Origin of the sequence: Kitasatospora sp. NBC_00240, assembly GCF_026342405.1 — a bacterium.
Classification (GTDB): domain Bacteria; phylum Actinomycetota; class Actinomycetes; order Streptomycetales; family Streptomycetaceae; genus Kitasatospora.
In genome coordinates this window covers 8,696,268-8,720,704 of record NZ_JAPEMU010000001.1, presented here as the reverse complement: position 1 = coordinate 8,720,704, position 24,437 = coordinate 8,696,268, and the positions used below count along the sequence as shown (strand labels likewise).

Sequence of the window (24,437 nt, the reverse complement as noted above, 5' to 3'; positions counted from 1 at the left end):
GTCCGGCTCCGCCAGGGCGGAGCCGGACCGCGCGGATCGCGGGCAACGGGCAACGGGGAGCGGGCAACGGAGGACAGCGGGCAGCGGGCAGCGGGCAGCGGCCGGGGCCTACGGGATCCGCCACTCCTGGGCCTTGTTGCCAGGGGTGCAGGTGGCCATCGTGAGCTGGTTCCCCGCGCCGTTGTCGGTCAGGCACTTGGAGCCCATGTAGTCCTTGAGCAGGACGGCGCCGCTCGTGGTGGCCGGGTCCACCTTCCAGTTGGCCAGGAAGCTGAACCCGTCGGAGAGCGCCGCCTTCCCGTCCGTGGTCTGCACGAACTCGGGGGCGTTCATGTTGCACGGGTTGAAGTGGTGCCAGCTGCTCGGCACGGAGTGCACCCAGCCGTAGGCGGTGTATCCGCCCATCACCGCGGCGGTGCCGGCGGCCGGTCCGTCCTTGGCCAGGCCGATCTTGAGGCCGTCGCCCACGTTGACGATGGCACCCCAGTCGGTGCCGCCGCAGCCCTGCGGCACGGCGGGGGCCGGCGCCGCGCTGCTGGGAGCCGGCGCGGGCCGGGTGGCGGGGGCGGGCGGCGCCGACGGGCCGGGCGCGGTCGCGGCCGTCCCGCCGTGCGAGGGCGTGCCCTGGCCGCTCGTACCGCCGGCCGCTGCCGCACCGCCCGCCGCGCCGCCGCCGCCGGCCGCACCGCCGGCGGCGTTCGGCGGCTGACCGCCCGGCAGCGCGCCGGTACCCGCTGCGCCGGCCCCGGCGGTGGTCGGGGCGGCGGTGTCCGGTGCGGTGGCCTCCGTGGGTGCCGGTCCGGGCGTCCCGGTGGCGGGCGCCGTGCCCCCTCCCGCCGGACCGGCCGCGGCCGCGGACACCGGGACGGGCTGCTGCGGGCCCGGCGTGGTCGCGTCGGCCCGGTACGAGGGGCGGTCGATGAGCAGGACGGTACCCGTACCGGCGGTGATGATCACCGGGACGATGAAGGGCACCAGCAGCCGGCGCCGCGAACGGCGCGCGGTCGGCTCGGTGGCGGCGCGCGGCCCCGCCTCACCCGGAGGCGCCGCACCCGGCGCGGGCTTGCCCGGAGCCGCCTGGGCCGGTGCATCCCGGACCGGCACATCCCGGGCCGGCCCGGGCTCGTCGGACGCTTCGGCCGCGGGCCCGTCCTTCGCCACCGGCACGTCGTCGACCACCGCAAGTACGGGCCCGGCCGCGGGCGCGGGCACGGCCGGCACCCGGGCCGTCGGTGCCGCGGCCGCCGCACCGTCGGCCACCGCGGCGCGGGCCGCGGCCGCCATCGCCGCGGCGTCCGCGAAGCGGTCCGCCGGGCGCTTCGCCAACGCCGTCGCCACCAGCTCCCGCACCGCCGGCGGGAACTCGGCGGGGAGCTCCGGGGCCGGGTCCCGGATGTGCTTCAGCGCGACCTCCAGCACGCTCTCCCCCAGGAACGGCGGCTCGCCGGTGAGCAGTTCGTAGCAGACCACGCCGATCGAGTACAGGTCCGAGGCCGGCGTGGTCGCCGCGCCCTCCGCCTGCTCCGGCGCCATGTACAACGCCGTCCCCAGCACGGTGTGCGAGGCGGTGATCCGGCTGCTCGCCAGGGCCCGCGCGATACCGAAATCCGTCACCGTCAGCCGGTCGTCCCCCCGCAGCATCAGATTCGAGGGCTTGAGATCCCGGTGCACGATGCCCTGCCGGTGGGCGGCCTCCAGCGCGTCCAGCGCCGAGGCGAGGAGCCCCAGCACCCGCTCCGCCTCCATCGGCCCGGCCTCGGTGAGCACCTCGTTCAGCGGCCGGCCCTCGACCAGCTCCATCACGATGAAGGCCGCCCGCTCGCCGGACTCCCCGGCGCTCTCGCCGTAGTCGTGGACGTCCACGATCCCCGGGTGCCGCAACGCCGCCAGCAGCTGGGCCTCGCGCTTGAAGCGGGCCGCGAACGTCCCCTCCTCGAACAGCGCCTGATGGAGCACCTTCACCGCGACCTGGCGTCCGAGCACCTCGTCCTCGGCCCGCCACACCGAGCCCATGCCCCCGCCGCCGATCCGCTCGACCAGCCGGTAGCGCCCCCCGAGCACGGTCCCCCCACCGCTCATGCCGTTCTCTCCCTCTCGTCCCCGGCCCGTTCCCGGGCCTCCCCCGACCCTCGCCGGGCCCGCCCCGCCAGGACCGCCCTGGGAGCCCACCGCTGCGGCGGCGCCGTCGCGCACGCACGGGACACGGTATCGGGCACCGGGTGACCGTGGACGGGCAAGGTGTCAGTTACGGCGCTGCTCGGACCACTTCGCCGTCGAGGAGCGACCGTCCGCCGAGGGGGGCGTCGGTCGGGGGCGGACCGTACGACCGCCCGGGCATCGGGCCCAAGGCGCGCGTGGGCCCCGGGGTGCGGCCGCCGTCACGAGGACGGGCGGTCGCGCACCCCGGGGCCCATGGACCACACCGGGAGCCCCTCGGAGGGGCCGGGCGCGGCCCCCGGTCAGGCGTGCGGGCTCAGGCGCAGCCGCTGAGCAGCGAGGTGAGGGCGGTCTTCTCGGCGCTGTCGACCGTCAGGCCGTAGTAGTACTTCACCTGGACCCAGGCCCGGGAGTAGACGCAGCGGTAGGAGGTCTGCGGCAGCCAGTGCGCCGGGTCCTGGTCGCCCTTGCTGCGGTTGGAGGAGGCGGAGACGGCGATCAGCTGGGGGCGGGTCAGGTCGTTGGCGAGGGCCTGGCGCTGGGCGGTGGTCCAGGCCCAGGCGCCCGAGCGCCAGGCCTCGGCCAGCGGGATCAGGTGGTCGATGTCGAAGCTGGACGCGCTGGTGGTGGTCACGTTGTCGTAGGCGGAGGTCCAGTTGCCGCTGACGGAGGCACAGGCGGAGTCGGTGACCACGTTGCTGCCGTCCCGCTTGAGGACGGTCTCACGGGTATTGCAGGTGCCGGAGATGGTGATCCAGTGCGGGAACAGCGCCCGGTCGTAGGTGTCGGCGTGGGCCTCGGCGGCGACGGTGAGCGAGGCCAGGTAGCTGCGGGCGGTGGCACCGGAGACCGGGGTGGGGAGGGCGGCCTGGGCGCTGCCCGCGCCGACCAGCAGGGTGGTGACGGCGAGCAGCAGGGCGCCGACGGCGGCGGTCAGGGCACGGCGGAACGAGCGTATCTCGGGCATGCTGATCTCCCAGGGGTGAGGGCAGGCGGAAGCGCCCGGGGCGGCTTCCGCCCGGGTGGACAACCAGCTTGGCGCCCAGGGGGTTTACGCGGGTAGACCTGGGAGGTTAATTTTTGACAGCTGGTCAACAAAGAGCCCCCGTCGGGCCCGCCCCGGACGGGCGCGTGCGAGGATTCCGGCACGGGGAGAGGGCGGTGCGGGGAGAGGGCGGTGCGGCGATGGAGACCAGCAGGATCGACGGCGAGGACGAGGCCGGTCACCGGCACTCGATGCGGGTGACGACCGGGCCGGCGCAGGTCCGCCACCTGGTCTGCGACACCTGCGGGCACCGGCGCCGGGTCCGGGCCTTCGCCCACGACAGTGCCCGGGAGCATCTGGCGGCGGAGCACGGCGCGGGCGGCTTCCGTACGGAGTACAACGGGCTGGGGTGGCTGCTGGGCCTGGTCGCCTTCGTGGTGTTCCTGATCGTGCTGGCGGGCTACCGGCGGTGAACGCGGCGCGCCCCGCGCGGCGTTGGCCGGGCGGGGCGCGAGGATGGTACGGACGGTGGCCGGGTCAGGCGGCCGACCCGGCCTTGCCGGAGCCCTCCGCCGCCGGGGCGGGGGTGGGGGCGAGGGCGGGAGCGCCGGACTTGGCGGAGAGGCGGCTGAACACCCCGAGGAAGATCGCCAGGGTCGGGACGAGGTAGGCGGCCCAGACGGCGAGCTGCAGGACCGTCGGGTCGGGCTGGAAGTTGAACACGCCCTTGAGCAGCGTGCCGTACCAGCTGTCCTTGGGGATGGTGCTGGAGATGTCGAAGGCCTGGCTGTGCAGACCGGGGATCCAGCCGGCCTCCTGCAGGTCGTGCACCCCGTAGGCGAGCACGCCGGCCGCGACGACCACCAGCATGGCGCCCGTCCAGGTGAAGAACTTGGCCAGGTTGATCTTCAGTGCGCCGCGGTAGAACAGCCAGCCGAGCACCACCGAGGTGAGCAGGCCGAGGGCCGCGCCGATCAGCGGGTTCCAGCCGTCGTTGGTGGCCTGGACGGCCGACCAGATGAACAGCGCGGTCTCCAGCCCCTCCCGGCCGACGGCCAGGAAGGCGGTGGTGACCAGGGCGAAGGTGCCCATCGCGATCGCCGCGTCCAGCTTGCCGTGCAGCTCCGTCTTGAGGTGCCGGGCGGTGCGGCGCATCCAGAACACCATCCAGGTGACCAGGCCGACGGCGATCACCGAGAGGCTTCCACCGAGCGCCTCCTGGGCCTCGAAGGTGAGCTGGGTGGAGCCGAACTGCAGGAGCGCCCCGAACGCCATGCTGAGCCCGACGGCGGCGCCGACACCGGTCCAGACGGGGGCCAGCTTGTCCTTGCGGCCGGTCTTGACCAGGTAGGCGATCAGGATGCAGACGACCAGGCTGGCTTCGAGGCCTTCGCGCAGGCCGATCAGGTAGTTGCCGAACACGCGGGGCTCCTGTGGGGTGGGGAGATGGTACGGGTGGGTGATGTCGGACGGGTGGGGTCGGGCGGGTGGTGTCGGACGGGTGGGCCTCAGCCGAAGAGGGCCTGGCCCCACCACTCACCGGGCTTGCGGACGCCCGCCGGGCAGGCGAAATGGGCGGAACCCACATGCTGGATGTACTCGTTCAACGCGTCACTGCCCGCCAACCGCTGCTGCAACGGCACGAACGCCTTACGGGTGTCCCGCTGGTAGGCCAGGAAGAACAACCCCGCCTCCAACCGACCCAGACCGTCCGTACCGTCCGTGAACGAGAACCCCCGACGCAGGATCATCAACCCGTCGTTGCTGTCCGGATGCGCCAACCGCACATGCGAATCCTCCGGCATCGCCTTCAGATCCGGCGCGTCCCGCTCCTTCAGCTTCCCGAACGGCGCACCCTCACCCTTGCTCCGACCGAAGATGTCCTCCTGCTCCTTCAACGGAGTACGGTCCCACGTCTCGATGTGCATCCGGATCCGCCGCGCCACCAGGTACGACCCACCGGTCATCCACTCCGGCCCCTCACCCGGCCCCGCCCACACATGATCCGCCAACGCCGCCGCGTCCGTCCCCGCGATGTTGTGCGTCCCGTCCTTGAACCCCATCAGGTTCCGCGGCGTCTGCGCCTCCGGCGTCGTCGACGACGTCTTCCCGAACCCCAACTGCGACCAACGGACGTTCACCACACCCATCCCGATCCGGGCCAGGTTACGGATCGCGTGCACCGCCACCTGCGGATCGTCCGCACACGCCTGCACACACAGATCACCACCACTGCGCGCCGGGTCCAGGTTGTCGTGCGGGAACTTCGGCAGGTCGATCAACGCCTCCGGACGCCGGGCCTTCAGACCGAACCGGTCCACCCCGTCCTTCTCGAACAACGACGGACCGAACCCGATCGTCAACGTCAACCGCGACGCCGGCAGACCCAACGCCTCACCCGTGTCGTCCGGCGGCGCCTGCGGCAGACCACTCGCCGCACCCGACCCCACCTCACGACCACCCGTCATCGCCGCCGCGGCCTTCGTCCACTCCTTCAACACCCGCACCAACGACTCACGGGTCGCGGTCGCCGACACGTCGAACGCCGCAAAATGCAACCGGTCCTGCACCGGCGTCGCGATACCCGACTGATGCTCACCGTAGAAAGGGACCTCCGCACCCACGACCGGAGCCGACGCCGGAGCACCCTTCCCGTCCATCGTGGCCGCCGCCACCGAACCCACACCCGCCGCACCGATCGCCACCCCGGCACCGGCCCAACCGATCACCGCACGACGACTGAGCGGGGCAGCCTTGACCCCTTCGCCCTGTGCTGCTCCGGCGGGCTGATGCCCGCTCGACTGCTGTCCGGTCGACTGCTCCGACGGCTGCGCGCTCTCGGCGTCCATGACGGGCGGCCCTTCTCTGTGCTGACTCACGGATGCCGTGGCGGCCGCTGGGGCCGCCACGGCGGTGTGGTGGAGGGTGGGGGAACGGGCCTGCCGGAGGTCCGGCCGGCCGGGAGGTCCGGGACTACTTGACGACGACGGCGGCGGCGAGCTTGGAGAGCGGCTCGGCCAGCGCGTTGACGGCGTCCGAGAAGGCCTTGCGCTCGGTCTCGGTGACCTTGTCGTACGAGGTGTAGGTGGCGTCGGCCTGCTTGTACTTCGCCAGCAGGGTCTGCAGCGCGGCGAACTCGCCGTCCAGGGTCTTGGAGAGCTCGGCGTCCTTCTCGGCGGCGACGGGCTTCAACAGCTCGTAGGCGTACTTGGCGCCCTCGACGTTGGCGGCGAAGTCGGACAGGTCGGTGTGGCTGTAGCGGTCCTCCTCGCCCGTCACCTTCCCCGTGGCGACCTCGTCAAGCAGCTCCTTGGCGCCGTTCGCCATGCTGGTCGCGGTGATCTCGGCGGTGGCGACCTTGGTCTGCCAGTCCTTCAGGTCCGCCACCAGCTGGTCGGCGAGCTTCTTGTCGGCGTCGGTGATCGCACCGTCGGCCCAGAGCGACTTCTCCAGCTTGTGCCAGCCGGTCCACTCCTGGCCGGCCTCCAGGCCGTCCTCACGGGTGTCGGTCTTCGGGTCGATGTCGCCGAAGCTCTCGGCCACCGGCTCGGTACGCTCCCAGCCCACCCGCGAGGCCGCGAACAGCGACTTGGCCTTCGCCAGGTCGCCCGCCTTGACGGCATCGGCGAACTGCTGCACCACCGGGATCGTCGCGTCGGCCTGCTCCTGGGCGTACTTGCGGTAGGAGTCGACGGCGGTGGTCAGCCGGGGGTCGGTCGCGCCGGCCGCGGTGGAGGCGTCACCGGTGACGGTGATCTTCTGGCGGATGCCGTCGCCGACCATGCCCGGCTTGCAGGCGACCTCGTACTCGCCGGCCTTGATCTCCGCGGCGATGGTCGCCTTGGTGCCGGGGCCGATGTTCTCGCGCTCGGTGACGATCTTGTCGCCCGCGGCGTAGACGTAGACCTCGGTGGACTTCGAGCCCTTGTTCTGGACCTCGATGCTGACGTGTCCGGCCGGGAACGACGTCCGCGACACCTCGCACGCGCTGTCCGAGGCGGTCACCTGCACGGCGTCGGCGGACGACTTGTCGTCCTTCATCTGCGAGCAACCGGTCAGCACGGCCGCCGCGACGGCGAGGGTGAGCAGCGAGGCTGCGGTCGAACGACGGGCGGACATGAGTGCTCCACGGGAAGACAGGCGTAAGAGGGCAGGGCGAGGCCGAGGAAGCGGAACCGGTGGCACCGGGGCCCCCTCGACTTAGCTGAGGCATACCTTAGGGAACATCGATTTGTCCGTCTACACCAGCCCCCATCTCTCCGACATGCGGACACGCCGGTGAGACGAGCACCGCTGTGCAGGACTCGTGGCGGCAAGGGCCGTCCGGGCCCCACCGCCGGCCCCGCCCGGGCCGCCGCCGCGCTCCACGACCCTCAGCCGACCCGGCGGGCCGCCGCGCGGGCCGTCCACCGGCCGTCGTGGCGGGTGATCCTGATGGGGTGCGCGAAGCAGGCGCTGATCAGCTCCGTGGTGATGACGTCGTCGACCTTGCCGGCGGCGACACACTCGCCGTCCCGCAGCAGCAGGGCGTGCGTGGTGCTCTCCGGCAGCTCCTCCAGGTGGTGGGTCACCAGCACACTGGCCAGTTCGGGGTGCTGCTGGCGCAGCAGGTCGAGGCTGTCGAGGAGTTGCTCCCGGGCCGTCAGGTCCAGCCCGGTGGCGGGCTCGTCGAGCAGCAGCAGGCGCGGGCTGGGCATCAGCGCCCGGGCGATCAGAGTCCGGCCGCGCTCGCCCTGGGAGAGGGTCGGCCAGGTGGCCCCGGCCATCGCGGCGACGCCGAGGGTGTCCATCACCTGGTCGGCCCGGGCCTGCTCGGCGGGGGTCGGCAGCTTCTGCAGGTCCGGCTCGATGCTGTTGCCCAGGCCGGTGAGGACGACCTCCCGAACGGTCAGCGGCGAGCGCAGCGGGTGCCGCGGGTTGACGTGCCCGAGGTAGGCGCGCAGGTCCCGGATGTCCACCCGGCCGAGCCGCCGGCCCAGCACGTCGACCTCGCCCCGGGTGGGGTGCGACACGGCGCCGAGCAGGGCGAGCAGGGTGCTCTTGCCCGCGCCGTTGGCGCCGAGCAGCGCCCAGTGCTCGCCGGGTTCGACGGTCAGCGAGATCCCGCGCAGCAGATGGCGCCCGTCGCGCACCACGTCCACCTCCCGGGTGCGCAGCAGCGGGCCGTCGGACAGCGGGGATGCGGACAGGCTCATCGGGATGCACTCCTGGGCGGGCGGACTTCCGGGACACCGGACGACGGCAGGCCCGCCGGAGCGGCATGGTGACGGTACGTCAGAGCTGTCGCGCGCGGGCGGGCCAGGGTGTGGCGGCCACGCGCGGCTCGGGGCCGGTCGTCCGCGTGCAGACTAGCAAGCCCGCCCGGCCGCGGGGCGGTGGGCCCGCAGCCGGCGGGGGGCGGGCGGGCGGAGGAGCCGCCCGATCCCGGGGGTGCGCCCCGGCGGCCGCGGCCGTCGGCCGAGGCGTTCGCCTGGTGCGGGGCCTTGGCGGCGGGCAGTATCAGGGCAGTCGCGAGGCGGGGCGCGCGGCGCGGGACACGGAGGGGGATCGAACGTGGGCACTGATGGGATCGACGGCGACGGAACACGCGGGACCGGAGCGGGCGAGGCCGGAGCGGGCGGGACGGGCCTCGCGGCATCGGAGGAGGGGAGCGGCCGAGGGACGACCGCGGGACCGGGCGTCGATCCGGGCGTGGGACTTGGCGAGGGCTCGGCCGGGGCCACCGGCGTTCATCACCTCTTCGAGGCGCACGCCCGACGGGCGCCCGACGCGGTGGCCGTCCGCTGCGGCGACCAGTGGCTGACATACGGCGAGTTGGACGCCCGGGCGAACCGGCTCTCCCACCACCTGAGGGCGTCCGGGCTCGCGCCGGGCGGGCTCGCCGCCGTGTCGACGGGACGCGGCCCGGACATCCTGGTGGCGATTCTCGCGGTGCTCAAGGCCGGCGCCGCGTACCTGCCGCTGGAGCCGAGCAGCCCGGACCCGCTGCTGCGGCGGATCCTCACCGAGGCCGCCCCCGCGGTGCTGGTGACGCACGAGAGCCACCGGGTGCGGCTGGCCGACGCCACGGCGGGGGCCGTGGTCTGCCTGGACTCGGCCGCGGGCGCGATCGACACCTGCCCCGCCGAGCCGCTCCCGCCCGTCGCCGGCGCGGGCCTGGCCTGTGTGGTCTTCACCTCCGGCTCGACCGGGGAGTCCAAGGGCGCGATGATCGAGCACCGCTCGCTGATCGCCGCCTGCCGGGCCTGGCAGCAGGTCTACGGGCTCTCCCCCGCCGACCGGATCCTGCAGAGCGCCACCCTGGAGTTCGACGTCTTCACCGGCGACTGGGTACGCGCCCTCTGCTCCGGTGCCACGCTGGTGATGGCCCGGCGCAACTTCACCCTGGACCGCACCGCGGGCATCGCCGAGCTGGCCGCACTGGCGCTCGCCGAGGGCGTCACCGTCCTGGAGCTCAACCTCCACAACGCCCGGCGCCTGCACGCCCACCTGGGCTCGACCCCCGGGAGTCCCGGCCTGCCGGGCGTGCGGCTGCTGACGGTCGGCGCCGACAAGTGGTACCTCGACGAGCAGTTGGCGCTGCAGGCGCTGCTCGGCCCGGAGGTCCGGCTGCTCAACGTGTACGGCACGGCGGAGGCGTGCGTGGACAGCGCGTACTTCGACGCCCGCGGCCTCGACCCGGCCGGCCCGGACGCCGGTGACCTTCACACCCGCGGCACGGACGACGCCGGCGGCGCCCCGCGCCGCCGGTCACTGATCGGCGTACCGTTCCCCGGCACCCGGCTGTACGTGCTCGGGCCGGACGGCAGGCCGCTGCCGCCCGGGCACGGACCGGTGCCCGGCGAGATCGCCGTCGGCGGGCCCGGGGTCGGCCCCGGCTACCTGGGCCGGCCGGGCCCGACCGCCGAGCGCTTCCGCACCGTCGACTTCGACCCGGACGGCCGGATCCACCTCACCGGCGACCTCGGCCGGCTGCGCCCGGACGGCCTGCTCGAATTCGTCGGCCGCGCCGACGGTTTCGCGGACCCGGCCCGCGCCGCGGCGGCAGCCGAGGCCGAAGCGGTCCTCGGCGGTCACCCGGGGGTCGCGCAGTGCGTGGTGGCCGAGGTCGAAACCGCCCCCGGGCGACGGGCCCTGGTGGCGTACGTGGTCGCGTCCGACGAAGGCGCCGACAGCTGGACACTGTCCGCGTACCTGCGCGAGCGGCTGCCCGTCGCCCAGCTGCCGGCGGCGGTCGTGCTGCTGCCGTCCCTGCCCCGGACCCGGGCCGGCAAGCCCGACCGGCGGGCGCTGCCGCTGCCGGCGCCCGCCGACCACGCCGCCGGCCCGCTGCTACCGGGCCCCCGGTCGGTGAAGGGCGGCCGGTCGGCGAAGGGCGCCGGCGGCAAGGCCGGCGGGCGCCCGGGCAGCGGCGAGCTGCCCTCCCCGGGCGGGCAATGGCTGGCCGGGTCCTGCCTGGCGCTGGCCGTCGGCCTCATCGCGACCCTGGCGACCTTCGTCCTGTTCCCCGGTTCGACCGATGTGAGCGGCATCCCGTCCCCCTGGTCGGGCCTGCTCCGGCTGCTCCACTTCTTCGAGTGCCTGTCGTTCGGTGCGGGTGTGGTCGTCCTGCTCGGCGGCCGGCCTGCGGTCCGCCGGCTGGGCCGGCCACGGGCGCTCACGACGGCGGCCCACCTCTCCCTGGTCTGGCTGCTCGCCTCCTGGTGGCCGCAGGACAACCTCTACCGGACGAGCCGGGCGACCGACTGGCCCCGGCAGGTCGCCCTGGTCTACACCTTCAACGTGACGCTGATGCTCGCGGCGCTGGTCCTGGTCCGATTCGTCACCTGGCGCGCTTGGCCGGCGCGCCACCCGAAGGGCTGAGAGCGGCCGGCCGTCCCGCCGGGGCTCGCGCCGGCTACCGGGCCAGGGCATCACGGCCGGCCGCTCGCGCCGGCTACCGGGCCAGGGCGTCGAAGAGGCCGCCGAGGGCCTGGTCGGCGGCCCGGACGAGGGACTCCGCCGCGTCCAGCGAGTCGGTGTCCCGGGCGGCGAGCGCGAGCCCGACCGAGGGCAGCTCCTGGTAGCTCGCGGTCGGCACCAGCGGCAGCAGGGCCACCCCGAGCCGCCCGCAGCGCGCCCGCAGCCCTTCGACGTGGTCGAAGAGCGTCTGCTGGGAGAGCCTGGCGCCGAGCGGCAGCCCGTCCAGGGTCCGCACCAGGTGGCCCGGACCGCGGACGTCGTCCAGCCGCGCCTTCAGGACGAAGGCGACCGCCGGGCCGGTCAGCCGCAGGTTGATCTCGGTCGGGGCCAGCTGCAGGGCGCGGTCGGTGACGAAGTCGACGTCGAACCAGCCCCGGTAGCCCTCGGCCGCGAGCGCGCGGCCCACCTCCAGCCCGAACGCCTCGGCCGCCCGGGCCGGGCCGGCGGGCACCAGACCCGGGCCGACGGTCACGCCCTGGTAGTGCGTCCCGTCGACGGCCATCACCCCGACACCGACCGGGTGGACGGCGCCGTCCGGGCCGATCACAGCGTCGAAGGTGAGGTCGCGCAGTCGGCCGGCGCCGTCGATGTACTCCTCCAGCAGCAGGCCACCACCCGGGGCGAGCACCTCCTCGGCGATGAGCCCGCGCAGCAGCGCGCTGGCCCCGCCGGCCTCGGCCACCTGGCGCGGTGTCACCACGGTGGTGCCGTAACCGCCCACGCCGTGCGGCGACTTCAGCACGGTGGTCGCGCCGCGTGCGGCCCGGGCGGCGATCCGGCGGGCCGCCCGGCGCGGGCCGTCCGGGTGCTCCTGTCGTGGGACGAGGATCCCGGGGTGGGCGGGCGCGATCGCCGTGAACAGCTGGTGCGAGGCCGCCTTGGACTCGTAGCGCCGGGTGACCGCCAGCGCCGCCGCCCCGCCGGGGGCAGCCGGACCGGCGGGGCCTGGGCCCGGGGTGGCGGGGCCCGGGGTGGCGGGGCCGGCTACGGGGTCGAACAGGTCGAGCAAACCGGCCGTCAGGCCCCAGGGCAGCAGCGGATGCCCGGCGGCGGCGATCCGGGCCAGCAGCGCGGGCCGCGCCCGGAGCGCGTCGGCCATGCCGAGGCCGGTGTCGGCGCTGGTGGCCAGCCCGCTGTGGAGCTCGACCCGCCCCCACGCCAACTCCGCCGCCAGCAGGTCGATCCAGGCGCCCTCGACGTGGTGCGGCAGCAGGATCACCGCGGGTTCGGGGCTGTAACCGACCGCCATCGACGCGTAGTGGTGGCCCTGGCTCCGGCGTCGCTCGACCTGGCCGGCGTCCAGGCCGGGCGGGAGGAACTGCGCGTTGAAGTCCGCCACGTTGCCGATGTGCACGGCCGGACGGCCGCCCGCCCAGGCGTCCCGCCAACCGTCCCGCTGCTCCCCCATCCCCCGAGCCTAGAGCCCCGCACCTCGGTCCGGCAGGCGGACCGGCGGAATCAGCGACGGGCAGGCGACCGGGACGGGGTCAGTGGACGGTGTACTCCACCGCGACGGACACCACGGTGAGACCGCCGAAGACCCAGGCCAGCACGGGGTGCCCGGTGGCGGCCAGCGCGAGCGGGGCGGTACCGAGCACCAGCAGCTTGAGCGCGATCGTGGCGGCGGTCGGCAGCGGGAACGTCGGCCCGCCGGCCGCCAGGAACAGCCCCCAGACGGTGGCGGCGAGCGCCGGCGCACCGACCGCGAGCAGGATCTTCACGGGGAGGTTGCCACCCGTCCGGATCCCCCAGTAGCAGAGCGCGGCCAGCAGTCCCATCTCCAGGGCGAAGGCCACCCCCGAGTTGACGACGGTGACCGGCGTCCAGGTCCGTCCACCGACTGGTCCGGGGCTGGCTGTCCGCACGTCCGGTCCGCCTTCCCGAGGGCTCGTCGGGCGGCGGCCCGCCGCCCCAGGCGGGAGTCTGACAGCCGCGGGCCGCCGCCGCAACCGACTTGTCGGCTCAGGGCGTTGCCCTCGGACGGCGGCTCCGGACGGCGGGCCGGGCCGGGCGGATCAGGCCTCACCGGGGCGCCAGGCGGGCCACTCCCAGGGGCGGTCCTCCCAGTGCACCCGGGCCGGGTCGTGCGGGTCGAGGTCGGGGAAGAGCTGGTGCAGACGGGGCTCGAACTCCTCGGGCGCGAGCGGCTCCCAGCCGGCGCCCTCGAAGTGGACCAGCCGGTAGCGGCTGTCGGTCCGGAATCCGGCGATCTCGACCAGCGGTTTCAGGGGGGTGTCGGTGCTCATGGGTCAAGGATGTGGCGGACAGCGGGGCTCCGCACGCGGCCCGCACCCGTTCGGACTCCGCCGGCGTCCCGACCCGCCTCGGGCCCGCCGTCCGCCGCCCCGCCGACACCGGCGCCCGGTCCGTCGTCGACCGGTCATGTCCGGCACGTCCCGCGCTCGTTGAACAGCGCGACGGGCCGCGCGGGCCCGCACGGGAGGACGAACGCGATGGACGACCGGCGGTACGACGGGCAACCCGGCCGGCAGTACGCCCCGGAGTACGGGCGGGGGCAGGACCAGCTGCCCGAGCAGCGCCGGGAGGAACCGCCGGGGTGGCCGGCCGCGGCGGAGCCGGCCCGGGTCCGGCGCCGGTGGCTGGTGGCGCTGCCCACCTCCGGGGTGCTGGCGGTGATGGCAGCCGTCCTGGTGATGTGCGCCCCGGGCGCGCAGGGCGGCGGTGACGGGCCCGCCCGGCTGTCGGGGCCCTCCACCGGCCCGACCGGGTCGAGCCCCGCACCGCTGCCGCCACCGCCCTGGGGCGCGCTGCCGACCCCGGCGCCCGCGCCGGCCCCGGCTCCCGTCGCCGAGCCGGCGGCGGCCCCGACCCCCCAGGACGGCGCCGCTCAGGAGGGCGCGGCCACCGAGCCCGAGGCCGAACCGCCCGCGGCGGACTCCCCCGCCGAGGGCGCCGAAAGCGCTGACAGGTCGGCCGGCGCGGGCGGCACGGGGCCGCACCGCCCGGCCCGGCCCAAGGCCTCCCGGGCACCCGCCCCGCAGCCGGCTCCGGCGCCCGGGCCGGCGCCGCCCGCCGCCCAGTCGCTCTGCGCGAAGGCCGAGCAGCTCGGGCAGTGGCCGCCCGGTTCGCAGCAGGCCGCGATGTGCCGGGGCCTGTACGGCGGTTGACGGACCACCCGACGTACGGCGGCCGGTACACCGACGGCCCGAGGCGCTGCGCCCAGGATTCGGGGCCGGGGCCCGGCGCTCGGGGCCCAGCGCTCGAGGCCCAGCAGCCTGCGGCCCGCCGCCGCCCAGCTCGACCCGGCCCGGCCCGGCCGCCGTACCGTCAGTTCGGCAGCAGACCGCCCAGTCCCCGCTCCAGCCGGGGCGACAGGACCGACGCCAGGGTGTTGGTGATGTGCCCGCTGTCCCGGTAGAGCAGTACGCCCTGGAGGACGGCCGGGCAGTCGGGGCCGGTGCCCGGGCAGAGCACCGGACCGACGTCCAGCACCCGGATGCCGTACCGCGCCGCGAGGCCGCCCGCCAGCAGCGGGTCGGGCTCGAAGGCCGAGCCGCGCGGGAAGAAGCAGGCGTCCGAACGCCCGTCGGAGGCGGCCAGGCAGGTCGGGATCCACGGCGCGCGAGGTGCTCCGACCCCGGTCGGAGCACCACCGCGCGAGGTGCTCCGACCCCGGTCGGAGCACCACTCAGAATCGCTTCACCACCGGGCTGAAGCCCGGCGCACTGCGATTGGATCCGGTAGCAGCAGGTCGTGCGAGTCCCGGGTGTAGCGGCGCTGGCGCTGCCCGTCGCCGAGGGACAGCGTCCAGGTCGCGGCGTTCAGCACGAGCAGCAGCAGGAAGGGCCAGAGCAAGGGGTGGCGCAGGGCGAAGAGGCCGAGCGTCACGGTGGCGCCGGCGTAGGAGAGGGTCGCGAGCAGCGGGACCCAGCGGCGCTGCGGGCCGAAATACCAGTAGAGCTCCTGGTCGTCGGGCGGGGCGGGCAGGCGGACGGCCCCGGGCTGCCGGGTGGGCTCCCGACGGCGGCCGGTCTCGACGCCGGCGCCGGGTGCTCGGCGCTCCGGCGCGCGGTCCTCGGGTACATGGTCCTCGGGTGCGTGTTCCTCGGGTGCGTGTCGCCCGGGTCGGTGGTCCTTCGCGCGGCCGGGATCGGTCGCGGGCATGGCGGTGCCATGGAGTACGGGCATGCGGACGTGCCCCCCTGGGCTTGAACGGAACTGTGCCGTAGGGCCCCACCCTCTCACATTGGCCTAGACCATTCATGAACAAGGCATGAACCGCACCCCCTTGCCCGCCAGCGGGTTTGACGCTGTGTCACCACCTGACCGCTCACCCGGTGCACGTTCGCGCAGACATCCACGGCCACCGGACCAGCCGGCCGCCGCCCGCACAAGGGCCCGACGAACAGACCGGCGGACGGACGGCGGACGGACGGCGGAGGGGCCGGGTGCGGATCGTCCCGCAGCCCTCCCCGGAGCGGCGCAGGGCTCCCGACCGGAAGCCCGCGCGGTCTGGGCTCCCGATCAGGGGATCCGATCCGGAGGCTCCGGTTCAGAGAGTCTTGGTCAGCGTCTCGAACCGTAGATCCGGCCGCCGCGGGATGCCGAAGCGCTCGTCGCCGTACGGGAACGGCGAGTAGATCCCGGTCCGGCTGAAGCCGCGGCGCTCGTACCAGGCGATCAGCTCGGCGCGCTGCTCGATCACCGTCATCTCCAGCGCGGCGACCCCCCAGTCCTCGCGGGCGATCCGCTCGGCCTCGGCGAGCACCGCCCGGCCGATCCCACCGCCCTGCAGGCCCGGCCGGACCGAGAACATGCCGAAGTAGGCGCGGTCGCCTCGGTGTTCGAGCTGGCAGCAGGCCAGGACCTGGCCCGCCCGCTCGGTCACCAGCAGCACGCTGTCCGGCTTGCCGATCACCGCGGCGACGCCGTCCGCGTCGGTCCGCCGGCCGTCCAGCAGGTCGGCCTCGGTGGTCCAGCCGGCCCGGCTGGCGTCGCCGCGGTAGGCCGACTCGACCAGCTCGACCAGCACCGGCACATCGGCCGGGACGGCCGGGCGGAACACGGTTCGGTCGTCGGACTGCTCGGGTGCCACGGTGCACCGTCCTTTCGTCGTGCGCGAAGACCAGCTCGGGCACCGGCCTCCCGGCATCGTGCCACAGGCCCTGACGAGGCCGGACGGGCAGTCGGTCAGTGGCCGGACCGGCGGCCGGCCGGAGCCCGGACGGGCAGTCGGCCGAGGACAGGACGGGCAGCCGGACGGGCCCCGACCCGGGCTCCGACGCGGCCCCGGCGGGTACTGCGCCGGGCGGGGGGAACCTGGCCGCCGTTCAGGTGTGTTCACGGGTACCGCCCGCCGGGGGCGGGTACCCCTCCAGCTCCTTCCGAGCGGGCGCGCGAATCCCGCGCGCCCCGGCACCGAGGAGTGTTCATGCCCCGTACGTCCCGCGCCGCCCGCGCAGTCGCAGCCCGCCCGCCCGGCACCCGGCCGGCCCGCTCGCGGCGCTTACCGCGGGTGGCCGCGGCCGCCCTCGCGGCCGGCGCGCTGCTGGGCGGCGCGACCGCCCCGGCCCAGGCGCAGCCCAGCCGGCCACTGCCGATCATCCTGCACCCCGACCTGGACCACGCCGGCTCGACGGTGGCCGCCCACGAGGGGAGGTCGAACAGTCCGGTGGCCCGTCCGCGGGCCGTCCAGACGCAGGGGATGGACGTCTCCAGCTACCAGGGCGACGTGAACTGGAACGCGGCGGTGTCCAACGGCGCCCAGTTCGCGTACCTGAAGGCCACCGAGGGCACCACCTACCTCAATCCGTACTTCTACGCACAGAGCGGCGGCTCCTTCCTGGCCGGCGTGGTCCGCGGGGCGTACCACTTCGCGCTGCCGAACCTCTCCGGCGCGGCCGCGCAGGCGAACTTCTTCGTCGACCACGGGGGCGGCTGGACGCCCGACGGCCTGACCCTGCCGCCGGCGCTGGACATCGAGTACAACCCGTACGGTGCCGACTGCTACGGCCTCAGCCAGAGCGCGATGGTGGACTGGATCCGGGAGTTCAGCGACACCGTCCACGACCGGACGAGCCGCTACCCGCTGATCTACACGACCACCGCCTGGTGGAGCAGCTGCACCGGCAACAACGCCGGCTTCGGCGCCACCAACCCGCTCTGGGTCGCCCGGTACGCGAGCAGTGTCGGCACGCTGCCGGCCGGCTGGGGCTTCCAGACCATCTGGCAGTACGCCGATTCGGGCTCCCTCCCGGGCGACCAGGACTGGTTCAACGGCCCGTACGACCGCGTGCAGGCGCTCGCCAACGGCTGAAGCCGGTAGCGGAGCGACGGTGGTCGCCCGGCGGGCGGCGACGGCCACGGCGACGACGACGGCCGGTCCCCGGACCGACCGGACCGGCCCTGAGCAGGCCCGCGATCGAGCGGGCGCCCTACGCCCGTAGACCGCCCGCCGCCTCGGTGGACGGCGCGGCAGGCGGAACTCGAGGGAAGCTCCGGCGAACTCTCGGCAGACCTCTCACCACCGTGGCGGGTACATGGCTACTCTCGTAGCGGCAACCGCGCGGACACCGTGCGGTCCGTACACGACCATGCCCAGGACCAGAGGAGTGTTCATGCACAGCACTTCCCGCTCCGCCCGCACCGTCAGCACCGGCACCGCACCGCTCCCCACCGCCCCCGCACCGACCGCACCCACCGGTCCGGCCGACCGCGCGGCAGGCGCCGGCGCCCGTACCCGGCGCCTGCCGCGGCTGGCCGCCGCAGCGCTCGCCGCCGGCGCCCTGCTGGCCGGCGGGGCCGCCCCGGCGCAGGCGGCGCGGCCCGCGCCCGTCCTGCACCCCGACCAGGACTTCGCCGGCTCGACCGTCGCCGCCCACGAGGGGAGAGCCGGCCTGCCCGACGCACAGTCACTGGTCGCCCAGACCAAGGGCATGGACGTCTCCAGCTACCAGGGCAACGTCGCCTGGAGCACGGCGGCGGCGAACGGCGCCCGGTTCGCCTACGTGAAGGCCACCGAGGGCACCACCTACACCAACCCGTACTTCACCCAGCAGTACAACGGCTCCTACAACGCCGGCCTGATCCGCGGCGCGTACCACTTCGCGCTGCCCAACGTCTCCGGCGGAGCCGCCCAGGCGAACTGGTTCGTCGGGCACGGCGGCGGCTGGTCGGGCGACGGGAAGACGCTGCCGCCGGCGCTGGACATCGAGTACAACCCGTACGGCGCGACCTGCTACGGGCTCAGCCAGAGCGCGATGGTGAACTGGATCCGGGACTTCAGCAACACCGTCCGCAGCCGGACGGGCCGCTACCCCACGATCTACACCACCACCAACTGGTGGAGCACCTGCACCGGCAACAACGCCGGCTTCGGCGCCACCAACCCGCTCTGGGTCGCCCGGTACGCGAGCAGTGTCGGCACCCTGCCGGCCGGCTGGAGCTACCAGACGATCTGGCAGTACGCCGACTCCGGCACCGTGCCCGGCGACCAGAACTGGTTCAACGGGGCGTACGACCGGCTGCAGGCGCTCGCCAGGGGCTGAGCCCCGACCGTGACGGAGGGGCGGCCCGGCGCGATCCACCCGCCGGGCCGCCCCTCCCTTGCGCGGACGACGCCTCGCGGACGACGCCTCGGGGGGCCGGTCAGAGCCGGGCGCCCAGCATCCGCAGCACCAGCTCGCCGTAGCGGCGGCCCAGCTCCTGCGGGGACTCGCTGCTGCGCTCGGTGTACCAGCGCGCGACGTCGATGCCGAGCGAGGTGACCGCCCGGGCGGCGGTCTTCACCTCGGCCACCTCGAAGAGGCCGGCCACCCGGCCGGCCTCGATGATCCCGCTGACCTCACGCTCGATGTCCAGGCGCAGGCCGGCGACCACCGCGTAGTCCTCGGCGGGCAGGGCGTGCAGTTCGTAGTTGACCACCCGGCCCACCGTGCGGCCCCGGGCGTGCCAGCTGGTGAAGTCCTCGACGAGCCGGCGCATCCGCTCCACCGGTCCGCCGTCGGCCCCGGCCGCGGCCCGGACCAGCTCCAGGGTGGCGGCGTGGCCGGCCCGGCTGATCTCGGCGAGCAGCGCCGCCTTGGACGGGTAGTGGATGTAGAGCGCGGCGGGGCTCATCCCGGCCGCGGTGGCGATGTCGCGGGTGGTGGTGGCGTGGTACCCGCGCTCGGCGAACGCCTCGACGGCCGCGGCCAGCAGGCGGTACGCGGCCTCGGGGCGGGGCCCGGCTCCGCCGGGGAGCGTGGTCCAGAGGTCGGCGATCGGCGTGCTGGTCATGGCGCCATCCTCCCAGAACTGCGCTGCGGGCCCACGGCCCGGCCCGGAGCCACCGGGGCTGTTGACAGGGTCTCGCACCGACAGCATGCTAAGCAAGCGCTTAGTCACTTCTGTTCCACACCGCTCACCCCCTGCGGACGCCGCACTCCCCCCGGCCCGCCGGACGCGAAAGGACCCTCAGTGGTGCACTCCTTCAAGGGCCAGGTGGCCGTCGTCACCGGAGCCAGCCGTGGGATCGGCCTCGGCATCGCACGCGAGCTGGTCGCCCGCGGCGCCAAGGTCTGCGTCACGGCCCGGGGCGCCGACGCGCTGGCCGAGGCCGTCCAGGACCTCGGCGGACCGGAGGTCGCCATCGGCGTCGCCGGCAAGGCCGACGACCCCGCGCACCAGGAGGAGGCCGTCAGCCGCACCATGGCGGCGTTCGGACGGCTCGACCACCTGGTCAACAACACCGGCATCAACCCGGCCTACGGCCCGGTGCTCGGCACCGACGAAGCCCTCGCCGCGAAGATCCTCGCGGTCAACGTGCTCGCCCCGCTGGCCTGGACCCGCCGGGCCCACGCCGCCTGGATGGGCGAGCACGGCGGCTCGGTGGTCAACGTCGCCTCGATCGCCGGCATCCGCTCCTCCGCGGGCATCGGCATGTACGGCGTCAGCAAGGCCGCCCTGATCCGCCTCACCATGGAGCTGGCCGCCGATCTCGGCCCGCGGATCCGGGTCAACGCCGTCGCCCCGGCCGTGGTCAAGACGAAGTTCGCCGAGGCCCTGTACGAGGGCCGCGAGGAGGAGGCCGCGGCCGCCTACCCGCTCGGCCGGCTCGGGCTGCCGGAGGACGTCGCCGGCGCCGTCGCCTTCCTGCTCTCCACCGACGCCGCCTGGATCACCGGGCAGACCGTGGTCGTCGACGGCGGCGTGACCCTCGGCGGCGGACTGTGAGCCCGGGCACCCCGGAGCGGCCCGCCGGGCAGAATCCCACCAGGCAGAATCTCACCGGGCAGAGCCTCGACGGCCGGGACCTCACCGGGCAGGGCGTGGTGGTGACCGGCGCCGGCCGGGGCATCGGCGCCGCCCTCGCCCGGGCCTTCGCCGCGGCGGGCGCCGAGGTGGTGGTCAACGACCTCGACCCGAAGGCCGCCGAGGCCGTGGCCGAGGAGTGCGGGGGCGTCGCCGTGCCGGGCGACGCCGCGGGCGGACAGGGCCTGGCCGCACTGGTCCGACAGGCCCGCGAGGCGCTCGGCGAGATCGACGTCTGGTGCGCCAACGCCGGGGTCGCCCCCACCGGCGGCGCCGACGCACCGGCCGCCGCCTGGGCCCTGGCCTGGGAGGTCAACGTGCTCGCCCACGTCCGGGCGGCCGACCTGCTGCTCCCCCGCTGGCTGGAGCGCGGCTCCGGCCGCTTCGTCGCCACCGTCTCGGCCGCCGGGCTGCTCACCAGCCTCGGCTCCGCGCCGTACGCCGTCTCCAAGCACGGCGCGCTGGCCTTCGCCGAGTGGCTCGCCGCCACCTACCGCCACCGCGGCCTGCGGGTGCACGCGGTCTGCCCGCAGGGCGTGCGGACCGACATGCTGACCTCCGCCGGCGCGATGGGCGAGATCCTGCTGGCCCCCACCGCCATCGAGGCCGAGGAGGTCGCCGGCGCGGTACTCGCCGGCCTGCGCGAGGAGCGCTTCCTGATCCTCCCGCACCCCGAGGTCGCCGAGTACTACGCCCACCGGGCCACCGAGCCGGACCGCTGGCTCGGCGGGATGAACAAGCTGCAGCGCGCACTGGAGAAGGGTGGGGCCGCATGAGGGCCTGGCAGGTCGACGAACTGGGCGAGCCGAGCGCGGTGATGCGCCTGCGTGACCTGGCCGGCCGGCCCGAGCCCGGCCCGGGTCAGGTACGGGTGCGCGTCCGCGCGGCGGCGGTGAACTTCCCCGACGCCCTGATGGTGCGCGGCCACTACCAGGTGCGCCCGCCGCTGCCGTTCACCCCCGGCGTCGAGCTCTGCGGCGTGGTCGAGGCCCTGGGCGAGGGCGTGAGCGACCTGGCCCCGGGCGACCGGGTGATCGGCAACCCCGTGCTGCCCGGCGGCGCCTTCGCCGAGTACGCCCTGCTGGAGGCCGCCGCGGTGTTCGGCGCCCCGGACGCCCTGGACGACGCCGAGGCGGCCGCCCTGCACATCGGCTACCAGACGGCGTGGTTCGCCCTGCACCGCCGGGCCGCGCTGCGCCCCGGCGAGACCCTGCTGGTGCACGCGGCCGCCGGCGGGGTGGGCAGCGCGGCCGTCCAGCTCGGCAAGGCGGCCGGCGCCCGGGTGATCGGGGTGGTCGGCGGCGCCGACAAGGCGGCGGTGGCCCGGGAGCTCGGCGCCGATCTGGTGGTCGACCGGCGGGCCGAGAACTTCGTCGCGGTGGTCAAGGAGGCCACCGGCGGTCTCGGCGCCGACGTCGTGTTCGACCCGGTGGGCGGCGACGCCTACACCGGCTCCACCAAGTGCGTCGCCTTCGAGGGCCGGATCGTGGTGGTCGGCTTCGCCGCCGGGCAGATCCCCGCCCCCGCCCTCAACCACGCGCTGGTGAAGAACTACTCGATCCTCGGACTCCACTGGGGCCTCTACAACACCCGCGACCCGAGGGCCGTCCGGGCCGCCCACGAGGAGCTCACCAAGCTCGCCGAGCAGGGCGTGGTCCGCCCTCTGGTGAGCGCCCGGCTCCCGCTGGCCAAGGCCGCGGCGGGCGTCCAGCTGGTCGCCGACGGGCGCAGCACCGGCCGGGTCGTCGTCCTCGGGGAATGAGTCGTCGTACTCGCGGACCGGGTCGTCGTACTCGCGGACCGGGTCGTCGTGCTCGCGGACCGGGTCGTCGTTGCTCGGTGACCGACCGGGCAGGCCCGGACGGGCGCCGCGGTGCGCGGGGCCCCGGCCCGGGCACGCCTCGGGGGCCGGCGGTGGTGACCGCCGGCCCCCGTAGGGTGGAACCACCGCCGCGTCAGGCGCGGCCGGCGGCCTTCTGGGTACGCCGGGAGAGCGAGTCGACCACGACCGCGGCGAGCAGCACCGCACCGGTGATCATGAACTGGATGGCGTTGCTCACGCCCATGATGTTCATGCCGGACTGGATCGAGCCGATCACCAGCGCACCGAGCAGTGCGGACCAGGTGCTGCCGCGTCCGCCGAAGAGGCTGGTCCCGCCGATGACGGCGGCCGCGATGCAGTTCATCAGCAGGTTGCCGCCGCCGGAGGTCTGGCTGGCCGACTGGATCTGGGCCGCCAGGAAGAGGCCGCCCACCGCCGCCATGGTGGAACAGATCATGAAGACCGAGATCCGGATCCACGAGACGTTGATACCGGCCCGGCGGGCGCCTTCGATGTTGCCGCCGAGGGCGAAGATCTGCCGGCCGTAGGTGGTGCGGCGGAGCACGAAGTCCAGCACCACGATGAAGATCAGGAAGATCAGCAGCGCCAGCGGCAGGCCCTTGTACTGGTTGAGCGTGTAGGCCACCACGAAGGCGATGACGGCCAGCACCACGGTGCGCAGCGCGATGTCGGCCGGTGGGCGGTAGGGCACCCCGGCCGCCTTCCGCCGTCGGGCGTCGAGCAGGTTGGCCGTCAGGAAGAGCAGCACGCTTGCCGCCGCGAGCAGGTAGGCCGCGATGGTCTGGCTGTAGATCGTGGTGTAGAGCCGGGAGACGATGTCCTTGCCGGAGAGGTTGACCGTGCCGGAGGAGCCCAGGATCTGGAGCATCAGACCGTTCCAGGCGAGGTTACCGGCGAGGGTGACGACGAAGGCGGGGACGCCGACCTTGGCGAAGAACAGGCCCTGGATCAGGCCGACGATCGCGCCGCCGGCGATGGCCGAGATCAGGGCCACCCACTCGTTGACGCCGTGGGTGACGTTCATGACCGCGAAGATGGCCGCGCACAGTCCGCTGACCGAGCCGACCGAGAGGTCGATCTCGCCGAGCAGCAGCACGAAGACGACGCCGATGGCGATCATCCCGGTGCCGACGATCTGCTGGGAGAGGTTGGAGAGGTTCTGGGCGGAGAGGAAGGTGCTGTTCAGGCTGCCGAACACGGCCCAGATGATGATCAGGGCCAGCACCACGGGGAGCGAGCCGAGTTCGCCGCTGCTCAGCCGGCGTTTGAACTCGCCCAGGTAGCCCGCCACGCCTCCTTCCCGCACGATCAGGCGCGGGTCGACCACCGGGGTGGCGTCGGCCGCCACCGGGACGGGTGCGTTGACACCGCCCTTGGGCATGCTGTCCTCGGGCAGCGGCGTGCGGTGGAACTCGCCGTCGCCCGGCTGCGGATTGTTGTCGCTCACAGTTGACCCTCCGAGCCACGCGCCTGACGGCGGGTCACGGCGTTGTCCGTGGCGCCGGTGATGGCGGAGATGATCTCTTCCTTGTTGGTGTAGCGCCGGTCGAAGAACCCGTTGTTGCGCCCGAGGCGCAGCACCGCGATCCGGTCGGCGACGGCCATCACGTCGGCCATGTTGTGGCTGATCAGGATGACGCCCAGGCCCCGGTCGCGCAGTCGCTCGACCAGGTCCAGGACCTGGGCGGTCTGCTCGACGCCGAGGGCCGCGGTGGGTTCGTCGAGGATGACGACCTTGGGGTCGCCGACCAGGGCGCGGGCGATGGCCACGGTCTGGCGCTGGCCGCCGGAGAGCGAGGCGATCGGGATCCGGACGCTGGGGATGCGGATCGACAGGGTGCTGAGCAGTTCGCGGGAGCGCTTCTCCATGCCGACCTCGTCGAGGATGGTGAAGTGCCGCATCTCGCGGCCCAGGAAGAGGTTGCCGACCACGTCGAGGTTGTCGCAGAGCGCGAGGTCCTGGTAGACGGTGGCGATCCCGAGGGTCTGGGCGTCCTGCGGCCGGTGGATGGACACCGTCCGGCCCTCCCACTCGATCACTCCGTCGTCCGGCTGGTTGACCCCGGCGATCGTCTTGACCAGCGTGGACTTGCCGGCGCCGTTGTCGCCCACCAGGGCGACCACCTCGCCCGGGCGCACCTCCAGCTCGACGTCGGTGAGCGCCTGAACGGCGCCGAACCGTTTGGAGACCCCGCGCAGCGCGAGTACGGGCTCAGCTGCCACAGCTATCAACTCCCT

The 24,437-nt window shown here is 74.4% G+C and carries 23 protein-coding genes; 8 read left to right on the top strand and 15 right to left on the bottom strand.

Annotation, left to right across the window (positions count from 1 at the left end; genetic code table 11):
• Positions 1 to 108 precede the first annotated feature (108 nt).
• Together OG689_RS37085 and OG689_RS37080 are read right to left on the bottom strand one after the other, a co-directional pair.
• Positions 109 to 2,079: a serine/threonine-protein kinase gene (locus tag OG689_RS37085; RefSeq protein ID WP_266325783.1), complete on the bottom strand. Its 1,971-nt coding sequence runs from the start codon at positions 2,077 to 2,079 to the stop codon at positions 109 to 111.
• A 394-nt stretch (positions 2,080 to 2,473) separates the two neighbouring features.
• The gene (locus tag OG689_RS37080; RefSeq protein ID WP_266325781.1) at positions 2,474 to 3,124 is read right to left on the bottom strand and encodes an HNH endonuclease family protein; all 651 of its coding nucleotides are present in this window, start codon (positions 3,122 to 3,124) and stop codon (positions 2,474 to 2,476) included.
• Positions 3,125 to 3,342: 218 nt separating this feature from the next.
• Here OG689_RS37080 and OG689_RS37075 point away from each other — a divergent pair, with 218 nt between their 5' ends.
• Positions 3,343 to 3,615, top strand: coding sequence for a hypothetical protein (locus tag OG689_RS37075; RefSeq protein ID WP_266325779.1), 273 nt, complete (start codon positions 3,343 to 3,345; stop codon positions 3,613 to 3,615).
• A gap of 64 nt (positions 3,616 to 3,679) precedes the next feature.
• Here the strand turns inward: OG689_RS37075 and efeU are convergent, their stop codons facing one another.
• The 4 genes from efeU to OG689_RS37055 all read right to left on the bottom strand — a co-directional run bounded on the left by efeU (position 3,680) and on the right by OG689_RS37055 (position 8,337).
• Positions 3,680 to 4,564, bottom strand: coding sequence for an iron uptake transporter permease EfeU (gene efeU / locus OG689_RS37070; RefSeq protein WP_266325777.1), 885 nt, complete (start codon positions 4,562 to 4,564; stop codon positions 3,680 to 3,682).
• An 86-nt stretch (positions 4,565 to 4,650) separates the two neighbouring features.
• Complete coding sequence (gene efeB / locus OG689_RS37065) at positions 4,651 to 5,991, bottom strand: iron uptake transporter deferrochelatase/peroxidase subunit (protein WP_266325775.1); 1,341 nt, start codon at positions 5,989 to 5,991, stop codon at positions 4,651 to 4,653.
• A gap of 124 nt (positions 5,992 to 6,115) precedes the next feature.
• Positions 6,116 to 7,261 carry an iron uptake system protein EfeO gene (efeO, locus tag OG689_RS37060; RefSeq protein ID WP_266325773.1) on the bottom strand — a complete coding sequence of 382 codons (1,146 nt, stop codon included), beginning with the start codon at positions 7,259 to 7,261 and terminating at the stop codon, positions 6,116 to 6,118.
• Positions 7,262 to 7,515: 254 nt separating this feature from the next.
• The gene (locus OG689_RS37055; RefSeq protein WP_266325771.1) at positions 7,516 to 8,337 is read right to left on the bottom strand and encodes an ATP-binding cassette domain-containing protein; all 822 of its coding nucleotides are present in this window, start codon (positions 8,335 to 8,337) and stop codon (positions 7,516 to 7,518) included.
• 496 nt (positions 8,338 to 8,833) lie between these two features.
• Here OG689_RS37055 and OG689_RS37050 point away from each other — a divergent pair, with 496 nt between their 5' ends.
• On the top strand, positions 8,834 to 11,005 hold the full coding sequence (locus tag OG689_RS37050) for an AMP-binding protein (protein ID WP_266325769.1): 2,172 nt from the start codon (positions 8,834 to 8,836) through the stop codon (positions 11,003 to 11,005).
• Between the two features lie 73 nt (positions 11,006 to 11,078).
• Here the strand turns inward: OG689_RS37050 and OG689_RS37045 are convergent, their stop codons facing one another.
• From OG689_RS37045 to OG689_RS37035, 3 genes are all read right to left on the bottom strand, one after another.
• A complete protein-coding gene (locus OG689_RS37045; protein ID WP_266325767.1) occupies positions 11,079 to 12,512 on the bottom strand; it encodes a hypothetical protein in 1,434 nt (477 codons plus the stop codon).
• Between the two features lie 79 nt (positions 12,513 to 12,591).
• On the bottom strand, positions 12,592 to 12,969 hold the full coding sequence (locus tag OG689_RS37040; protein ID WP_266325766.1) for a YrdB family protein: 378 nt from the start codon (positions 12,967 to 12,969) through the stop codon (positions 12,592 to 12,594).
• A 150-nt stretch (positions 12,970 to 13,119) separates the two neighbouring features.
• Entirely contained in the window at positions 13,120 to 13,350 is a 231-nt protein-coding gene (locus OG689_RS37035) for a hypothetical protein (RefSeq protein ID WP_073926835.1), read from the bottom strand.
• A 207-nt stretch (positions 13,351 to 13,557) separates the two neighbouring features.
• On the opposite strand from OG689_RS37035, the gene OG689_RS37030 reads away from it, so the two are divergent.
• Positions 13,558 to 14,232, top strand: a complete 675-nt coding sequence (locus OG689_RS37030; protein WP_266325763.1) for a hypothetical protein — start codon at positions 13,558 to 13,560, stop codon at positions 14,230 to 14,232.
• Between the two features lie 160 nt (positions 14,233 to 14,392).
• Here the strand turns inward: OG689_RS37030 and OG689_RS37025 are convergent, their stop codons facing one another.
• The 3 genes from OG689_RS37025 to OG689_RS37015 form a co-directional block, all read right to left on the bottom strand.
• On the bottom strand, positions 14,393 to 14,665 hold the full coding sequence (locus OG689_RS37025) for an SGNH hydrolase domain-containing protein (protein WP_323189395.1): 273 nt from the start codon (positions 14,663 to 14,665) through the stop codon (positions 14,393 to 14,395).
• Positions 14,666 to 14,764: 99 nt separating this feature from the next.
• A complete protein-coding gene (locus OG689_RS37020; RefSeq protein ID WP_266325761.1) occupies positions 14,765 to 15,253 on the bottom strand; it encodes a hypothetical protein in 489 nt (162 codons plus the stop codon).
• A 364-nt stretch (positions 15,254 to 15,617) separates the two neighbouring features.
• The gene (locus tag OG689_RS37015) at positions 15,618 to 16,160 is read right to left on the bottom strand and encodes an N-acetyltransferase (RefSeq protein WP_266325759.1); all 543 of its coding nucleotides are present in this window, start codon (positions 16,158 to 16,160) and stop codon (positions 15,618 to 15,620) included.
• A gap of 336 nt (positions 16,161 to 16,496) precedes the next feature.
• Here OG689_RS37015 and OG689_RS37010 point away from each other — a divergent pair, with 336 nt between their 5' ends.
• Both OG689_RS37010 and OG689_RS37005 read left to right on the top strand, forming a co-directional pair.
• Positions 16,497 to 17,381, top strand: a complete 885-nt coding sequence (locus tag OG689_RS37010) for a lysozyme (RefSeq protein ID WP_266325757.1) — start codon at positions 16,497 to 16,499, stop codon at positions 17,379 to 17,381.
• 301 nt (positions 17,382 to 17,682) lie between these two features.
• Positions 17,683 to 18,612: a lysozyme gene (locus OG689_RS37005; RefSeq protein ID WP_266325755.1), complete on the top strand. Its 930-nt coding sequence runs from the start codon at positions 17,683 to 17,685 to the stop codon at positions 18,610 to 18,612.
• 100 nt (positions 18,613 to 18,712) lie between these two features.
• Here OG689_RS37005 and OG689_RS37000 read toward each other — a convergent pair whose 3' ends face one another.
• Positions 18,713 to 19,342 (bottom strand): TetR/AcrR family transcriptional regulator, encoded by a 630-nt coding sequence (locus OG689_RS37000; RefSeq protein ID WP_266325753.1) that lies wholly within the window; start codon positions 19,340 to 19,342, stop codon positions 18,713 to 18,715.
• A 180-nt stretch (positions 19,343 to 19,522) separates the two neighbouring features.
• Between OG689_RS37000 and OG689_RS36995 the strand changes: the two genes are divergently transcribed.
• From OG689_RS36995 to OG689_RS36985, 3 genes are all read left to right on the top strand, one after another.
• Positions 19,523 to 20,278: an SDR family oxidoreductase gene (locus tag OG689_RS36995; RefSeq protein ID WP_266325752.1), complete on the top strand. Its 756-nt coding sequence runs from the start codon at positions 19,523 to 19,525 to the stop codon at positions 20,276 to 20,278.
• A gap of 95 nt (positions 20,279 to 20,373) precedes the next feature.
• Entirely contained in the window at positions 20,374 to 21,132 is a 759-nt protein-coding gene (locus OG689_RS36990) for an SDR family oxidoreductase (protein ID WP_323189394.1), read from the top strand.
• Positions 21,129 to 22,118 (top strand): NADPH:quinone oxidoreductase family protein, encoded by a 990-nt coding sequence (locus OG689_RS36985; protein WP_266325750.1) that lies wholly within the window; start codon positions 21,129 to 21,131, stop codon positions 22,116 to 22,118. Before OG689_RS36990 ends, OG689_RS36985 begins: the two co-directional genes overlap by 4 nt.
• A 193-nt stretch (positions 22,119 to 22,311) precedes the next feature.
• Here OG689_RS36985 and OG689_RS36980 read toward each other — a convergent pair whose 3' ends face one another.
• Positions 22,312 to 23,580: a sugar ABC transporter permease gene (locus OG689_RS36980; RefSeq protein ID WP_266327709.1), complete on the bottom strand. Its 1,269-nt coding sequence runs from the start codon at positions 23,578 to 23,580 to the stop codon at positions 22,312 to 22,314.
• A gap of 62 nt (positions 23,581 to 23,642) precedes the next feature.
• Entirely contained in the window at positions 23,643 to 24,431 is a 789-nt protein-coding gene (locus tag OG689_RS36975) for an ATP-binding cassette domain-containing protein (protein WP_266325748.1), read from the bottom strand.
• Positions 24,432 to 24,437 lie beyond the last annotated feature (6 nt).